Source organism: Saliniramus sp., assembly GCF_035311605.1.
GTDB lineage: Bacteria > Pseudomonadota > Alphaproteobacteria > Rhizobiales > Beijerinckiaceae > Saliniramus.
On record NZ_DATGCW010000322.1, the window covers coordinates 21,729 to 28,653 of the forward strand.

General features: G+C 63.7%; 7 protein-coding genes. 3 read left to right on the plus strand and 4 right to left on the minus strand.

Annotated features, from left to right (window positions below; translation table 11 throughout):
- Positions 1-37 precede the first annotated feature (37 nt).
- Entirely contained in the window at positions 38-1,087 is a 1,050-nt protein-coding gene (locus VKP01_RS14345) for an SDH family Clp fold serine proteinase (protein ID WP_324413435.1), read from the plus strand.
- Positions 1,088-1,283: 196 nt separating this feature from the next.
- Here the strand turns inward: VKP01_RS14345 and VKP01_RS14350 are convergent, their stop codons facing one another.
- Positions 1,284-2,471 carry a pyridoxal phosphate-dependent aminotransferase gene (locus tag VKP01_RS14350; RefSeq protein WP_324413437.1) on the minus strand — a complete coding sequence of 396 codons (1,188 nt, stop codon included), beginning with the start codon at positions 2,469-2,471 and terminating at the stop codon, positions 1,284-1,286.
- Positions 2,472-2,669: 198 nt separating this feature from the next.
- On the opposite strand from VKP01_RS14350, the gene VKP01_RS14355 reads away from it, so the two are divergent.
- Together VKP01_RS14355 and VKP01_RS14360 are read left to right on the plus strand one after the other, a co-directional pair.
- Positions 2,670-4,952, plus strand: coding sequence for a transglycosylase domain-containing protein (locus tag VKP01_RS14355; RefSeq protein ID WP_414706583.1), 2,283 nt, complete (start codon positions 2,670-2,672; stop codon positions 4,950-4,952).
- An 81-nt stretch (positions 4,953-5,033) separates the two neighbouring features.
- Positions 5,034-5,780 (plus strand): CHAP domain-containing protein, encoded by a 747-nt coding sequence (locus tag VKP01_RS14360; RefSeq protein ID WP_324413439.1) that lies wholly within the window; start codon positions 5,034-5,036, stop codon positions 5,778-5,780.
- A 2-nt stretch (positions 5,781-5,782) separates the two neighbouring features.
- On the opposite strand, the gene VKP01_RS14365 is transcribed toward VKP01_RS14360, so the two are convergent.
- The 3 genes from VKP01_RS14365 to VKP01_RS14375 form a co-directional block, all read right to left on the minus strand.
- Positions 5,783-6,397 (minus strand): nicotinate-nucleotide adenylyltransferase, encoded by a 615-nt coding sequence (locus tag VKP01_RS14365; protein ID WP_324413441.1) that lies wholly within the window; start codon positions 6,395-6,397, stop codon positions 5,783-5,785.
- Between the two features lie 48 nt (positions 6,398-6,445).
- Positions 6,446-6,778, minus strand: coding sequence for a Grx4 family monothiol glutaredoxin (grxD, locus tag VKP01_RS14370; protein ID WP_324413443.1), 333 nt, complete (start codon positions 6,776-6,778; stop codon positions 6,446-6,448).
- A gap of 54 nt (positions 6,779-6,832) precedes the next feature.
- Positions 6,833-6,925 (minus strand): BolA/IbaG family iron-sulfur metabolism protein (locus VKP01_RS14375; protein ID WP_324413452.1); only part of this gene is annotated, 93 nt, incomplete at its 5' end.

Here is a 6,925-nt window from a genome sequence, read left to right on the forward strand (position 1 = left end):
AAACCGACAGAATGGATGGGTTTGAGGGTGCAGGCAGGTGTTGGAAGAGCTCAGCATAAAGCAATTGCATGACTGCGTCGTCACTGAATACGATTGCGGTATTCTATTTTATCATGGTGATATTGATGAAACCGGCTTTGCTGAAATTCTGGGGTCGTCTCTGAGGCTCGAAAGCCGACGTGATCGCGCACTTCTCATTATTGAAACCCCGGGCGGCAGCGCCAACGCCGCCTACAAGATATCACGCTTTCTTCAGGATCAGTACGACGAGTTCTTCGTCTATATGCCTGAAAAATGTTATAGTGCGGGCACATTACTCTGTGTTGGTGCCAACAGGTTGTTTATGGGACCGTTCTCGCAACTTGACTCTCTTGATGCGCAACTTCTCAAGCCGAATGAGCTCGGCCATCGCAAGTCGGGATTGGTGGCGAAATCCGCATTCCATGCTCTGTCCGATGCGACATTTGAGCTATATGAAGACATCGCTTTGCAAATCATTCGGAAAAGTCGCGGCTTGGTCAGTTTCAAGGTCGCATCGGAAATAAGCGCTCAAATTTCGTCGAATGTCATGTCGTCCGTTTATGCCCAATTCGATCCGAACGTGTTAGGCGAAGACAGGCGCGACATCGACGTTGCGATGCAGTATGGGCTGAGGTTGGCGGAATACAGTGAAAATGCCGACAGGTGGACAATCCGTAAGCTCGTCACCGGATATCCTTCCCATGACTTTATTATTGATCGGCGGGAAGCGCTCCGTCTGTTCAAGAATATTGATTTCCCCTCCAGCTCGCTTACGATGCTCGGCGAAGCAATGAAGGAACTGGCTCGCGGCAGCTCCGGGCGCTATGTCGGTCGCTTGAACACGGATGACGATGCGAAAGAGGTCGAAAATGGCGAACAAGTCCCAAGGTCCGAAAAAGATCAGGAAGCATGCGGCGAGCACGATGCCACCGCGTCAGGAATGGGCTGCGGCGGGGATTCTGATCGCGCGCGCGAAGCAGGAGCGGGAAGCAGCAGCGAAGCGCGCTCAAGGCAACGGACCGGAAGGCGTGACGCACGAAGCCGTGGTAATACCGACACGGCGTGAGAGGTTCATTCAGGACCGGATCTAGAGCGCTCGGCCCGACCCTGTCAGGCCAGACGTGCCAAATCGTTGGTTTGACGTTTCAATTTGCCCGTCAGCCGGTGACCGGCTACGGGAATGAATCTCCAGGATTTGCCGGTGCGCGACCGTCGCGGTAAACGCGTAATGTGATCGCGCGCCCGATCGCTGCCCTAGCCCGTCACCCCTGCAGCGGCGTCTCGCTTGCCAGAAAATCTCCCATCCGTGCGAGCGCGGCGCTGATCGCGTCCTGTGAGGCGGCGTAGGAGAGGCGCAGATAGCCTTCGCCGTGGATGCCGAAATCCGGACCGCCGATCACGGCAACACCGGCTTTCTCCAGAAGGGCGGAAGCCAAAGGCTTCGCCTTCCAGCCGGTCGCGCGGATATTGGGGAAGGCGTAGAACGCGCCCTTGGGGGTGCGGCAGCTGATGCCGGGCAGGGCGTTGAGCCCCTCGACCACGAGCTTGCGGCGGGCATCGAAGGCCGCCATCATCGTCGCGACGCAATCCTGCGGCCCGTCCAGGGCGGCGATGCCGGCATGTTGGGTGGCGGCGTTGACGCAGGAGAATGAATTCACCGCGAGTTTGCGCGCCGCCTCGTAAAATGCCGGCGGCCAGACCGACCAGCCCAGTCGCCAGCCGGTCATGGCATAGGTCTTCGATGCACCGTCGAGCCAGATCAGCCGATCGCGGATCTCGGGATAGGACAGCAGCGAGACATGCGGCTCGCCGTCATAGGTCATGCTGCCATAGATCTCGTCGGAGAGGATGGCGACATCCGGATGCGCGGCGAGGCCGGCCACGAGCGCGTCGATCTCCGCTTTCGGCGTGACACCGCCGGTCGGGTTGGCCGGGGAGTTGAGGATCACGAGGCGGGTGCGTTCATTGATCAGCGAGAGCGTCTCCTGCGCCGAGAAGGCGAAGCCGTTCTCCTCGCGGATGGGCACCGGGACCGGCGTCGCGCCGGTGAATTCGATCATCGAACGGTAGATCGGAAAGCCCGGGTCGGGATAGAGAATCTCGGCGCCGGGCTCGCCGAACATCAGGATGGCGGCGAACATCGTGACCTTGCCGCCTGGCATGACCATCACCGCATCCGGCGAGACCGTAACGTCGAGGCGGCGCGCGATATCGCGGCAGATCGCCTCGCGCAGGGGCTGGATACCGGTGGCGGGCGTGTAGCCGTGATGGCCGTCGCGAAGCGCCTTGATTGCGGCCTCGACGATATGCTCGGGCGTGGCAAAATCGGGCTGTCCGATGCCGAGATTGATCACGTCGCGCCCCTGCGCCTGCAATTGCGTGGCGCGCGCGAGCACGGCGAAGGCGTTTTCTTCACCGATACGCGAAAAGGCTTCGACGATTTTCGGCATGCTCTTGATCCTCCCGCAGATTTCTTTCCCGCCATCAAAACCGGGCTCCAGCGGAAGTCAATGCGCGATACCGCAGCCCCGCCACCCACAATCGCAAACGCCGCCGCAACATCGTTCATCGCTCCTTAAACCGCCACATTTAGATTGCCATAGGCGCGTAACACGGCCTTAGGCACGAAACTTCGCGGGACGGCGGTTATGGGCATGTTCACGGGCAGGAAAGACAAGCGGGAGCGGCGCGAGCCGGTGCTCGATTTTCCCGCGCCCGAATCCGGCATACCCGATCTGCGGCTCGGCCCGCAGGATCGTGCCGGCGGCCCGGTTCACGAGGATGCTATGGCCAGACAGGCGGACAAGCGGAGCGGTACGCGCGGGAAGACCCGCAAGGCTGTGTCGGGCAAGGCTACATCGGGCAAGGCAGCATCCGGAAAGTCTCGCAAGCCGACCGGCCGGGGCAGTCGCGATGCACGCGGCAATCGCCGGCGCAGCGGGCGCAAGCGTCGCTCGTTTCTGGGGCGGATCGTCTATGGCAGCATCGTGCTCGCGTTGTGGGGTGCAATCGCTCTGACCGGTCTCGTCGCGTATCACGCGACACAATTGCCCCCGATCGATCGGCTTGCGGTGCCCAAGCGCCCGCCCAATATCGAAATTCTGGCCAATGACGGCACCCTGATCGCCAATCGCGGGGAGACCGGCGGGCGCAATGTCGCGATCCATGATCTGCCGACCCATGTCCCCCAGGCCTTCATCGCGATCGAAGACCGCCGTTTCTACAGCCATTTCGGCATTGATCCCGTCGGGATCGGGCGCGCGCTCATCGCCAATGTCACGGCGGGCACCACGGTACAGGGCGGCTCGACCATCACGCAGCAACTCGCCAAGAATCTCTTCCTGACGCATGAGCGCACCGCCTCGCGCAAGATCCAGGAGGCGATCCTCGCGCTCTGGCTGGAACAGCGTCACAGCAAGGACGAGTTGCTCGAACTCTACATGAACCGCGTCTATTTCGGCGCCGGCGCCTATGGCGTCGAGGCGGCGGCGCGGCGGTATTTCGACAAGCCGGCATCCGATCTGGCACTGGCCGAAGCGGCGATGCTCGCCGGTCTCGTCCAGGCCCCGTCGCGGCTTGCGCCCACGCGTGACCCGCAGGCTGCGCGCGATCGTGCCGCGCTCGTGCTCAACGCCATGGAGAGTCAGGGTTTCATCGACGAGAATCGCATGGCGAACGCCATGGCGCGTCCGGCCGCGCTCAACCGTCCGCTCGGTCCGGGTACTGCGAATTACGCCGCCGATTACGTCATGGATGTTCTCGACGATTTCGTCGGCGCGGTCCAGGATGACGTGGTCGTCCACACCACCATCGATCTCGGCCTGCAGGAGGCGGCGGAAGCGTCGCTGATCGGTGAATTGCGTGAACAGGGCGGGCGTTATGGTGTGGAACAGGGCGCCATCGTCGCGCTGCGGCCTGATGGCGCTATCCAGGCGCTTGTCGGCGGCAAGGATTATGCGCAAAGCCAGTTCAACCGCGCCGTGGCTGCGCAACGCCAGCCGGGCTCGGCGTTCAAACCCTTCGTCTACCTCGCGGCCATGGAGCGCGGGCTCACACCGGACACGGTGCGCGAGGACCGCCCGATCCGCCTCGGTGACTGGACTCCGGAGAACTTTTCGCGCGATTACCGCGGGCCCGTCACCCTGCGCGAGGCGCTGTCGCTCTCGCTCAACACGGTTGCTGTGAGTCTGGGCATGGAAGTGGGCGTGCGCGCGGTTATCAGCGCAGCACAAAGGCTCGGCATCCGTTCCGCGCTCCAGCCCAATGCCTCGATCGCGCTCGGGACCTCGGAGGTCACGCCACTCGAACTCACCGGCGCCTATGCGGCCTTCGCCAATGGGGGTACGGGGGTGATCCCCCATGTCATCACGCGCGTCGAAACGGCGTTCGGGGAAGTGCTCTACCAGCGGGTCCGCGCCGGTCCCGGGCGGGTGATGAATGACGAGACGGTGGGGAAGATGAACGCCATGCTGCACGAGACCATGGTCGCGGGAACTGCACGCCGCGCGGCACTGCCCGATTGGCAGGCCGGCGGCAAGACGGGCACCAGCCAGGGGTTCCGCGATGCCTGGTTCGTCGGCTACACCTCGGCTCTGGTGACAGGTGTCTGGATCGGCAATGACGATAACAGCTCCACCAAACGCGCCTCCGGTGGCAATCTGCCCCTGGATATCTGGGCGCGTTTCATGGGGCGCGCGCTCGCCGCCGAATACCCGATGCCGCTACCCGGTGCCGATCGCTGGCTTGCTCCACGCAGCCCCGGCGGTTTCCCGCCCCCCATGGTGCAGCAGGGTCCGGTTCCGCCCGGCACGACCGGCGGCATCGCCGCGCATGAAGGCGGCTTCGACGGCCTCCCGCCCGCCTCCGTCGGCGTCCCGCCGCAACAGCAGGCCGAGCCGGGATTTCTGGGGCGGTTGTTCGGGGTGTATTAAGAAAATTATCTAAACTGATTGCATATTAAGACAATACTCCTATTTTAACCCTCTGCATTCCCATGGAGAGGAGAGAAGATCATGCTGTTGCGACGTGGGGCGAAGGGCGAGGCGGTGCGGCGCCTCAGCGAGGATCTGATGGCATTGGAATATCTGAGTTGTCCGCAGAGCGAATTCGATAATGTGATGGACCGGGCGGTACGGGCCTTTCAGGCGCAGGCACTCGATCCGCGCCGGGAGCCGCTGGCGGTGGACGGGATCGTCGGGCCGTTGACGCGGTTCGCGCTCGATCTGGCGCTGGGGCGGCGCGATGGCGAGGCCCGGGAGGAGGCCGGGCCGGGTAGCCGTTTCGGACTCGCCGCGCTCGACATCGCCCGGGCGGAGATGGCGCGCGGGGCCGGTGAGGCCGGGGGCAACAATCGCGGGCCGGATGTGCAGCTCTATCTCGACGGGCGCGTCGGCGAGGGGGCGAGCTGGTGCGCCGGCTTCGTCAGCTGGTGCTATCGCGAGGGTGCGGCGCGGATCGGGCATGAGATGCCGTTCAGATATTCGCTGGGCGCGCGCGACATCCGCAACCAGTTCCGGCGCAAGGGCTGGGACTTCGAGGCCGGGCCGGATGATCCGCCGCGCCCGGGCGATATCATCGTCTGGTGGCGCGGGGCGATCAATGGCTGGCAGGGTCATATCGGGCTGGTCGAGCGCCATGCGGACGGGATCGTGACCACGATCGAGGGCAATCGCGGGCCTTATCCCTCGCGGGTGCAGCGCTACAGCTATGTGCTGGGGCGGATCCAGCGGCTGCTCGGCTTCGGGCGGGTATTGGCCTGAGATCAGCCGTCGGCATCGCGTCGCGCACGGATCTGCGTCGAGGAGATCGGCAGGCGCGGGCCATGCAGAAAGAGCCACGAGGGGGGAGGTGTCGCGGCAAGACGCGGCGCCGCCTCTTCGGGCAGGCGATAGCGGGCAAGCACCTGCCCCGCAATTGAAGCGGTGGCGGCGCGAGAATGTCCCGGGCGGTCGACGACACAGATCGGCATGGCGCGCGCGATGGCGTGCCAGTCGCGCCAGCGGTGGAAATGGGTCAGCCCGTCCGCGCCCATGATCCAGACGAAGGCGAGATCAGGTCGGCGTTGCTTCAGATAATGCAGGGTGTCGATGGTATAGCGCAGCCCGGCCTGCGCCTCGACATCGCTCACGGCGATCCGTGGATGGGCGGCGCAGGCGCTCGCGGCTTGCATGCGCTCGCAGAGAGGGTCTATCTCGCGCCCGGCCTTGAGGGGATTGCCGGGCGTGACGAGCCACCAGACCGCGTCGAGCTGAAGACGCCTGAGCGCCATCAGCGTCACATGGCGATGGCCGTCATGCGGCGGGTTGAAACTGCCACCAAACAGGCCGATCCGCTGGCCCTCACCGGCGGGCGGAAGACGCGGGGGCAGCCTGTCCATGTGCGGTACCGGCATCACTCAACCCCGCTGCACCCAGCAAGAGGCGAATCACGCGCCCTGCTTCACCGCGATACCCTTGTCGGTGAAGAATTGCTGCAACTCACCGGCCTGGAACATCTCGCGGGCAATGTCGCAGCTGCCGACGAACTCGCCCTTGACATAGAGCTGCGGAATCGTCGGCCAGCTGGAATATTCCTTGATGCCGCCGCGGATCCCCTCATCGTCGAGGACGTTGATGCCCTTATAGTCGACGCCGAGATAGTTCAGGATCTGGACGACCTGGCCGGAGAAGCCGCACATCGGGAAATCCGGCGTGCCCTTCATGAACAGAACCACGTCGTTGGTCTTGACTTCGCTGTCGATCGTCTCGTGCGCGCTCATGGGAAACTCCTGTGCTCCGGCGCTCAAGACGCCGGACCCGGGTTGGATGGGTGTTCAATCTGCGGGGATGGTGGTCAGCGCAAGGGCATGCAGCACACCGCCCATACGCCCCTGCAGGGCCTGATAGACCATCTGGTGCTGCTGCAC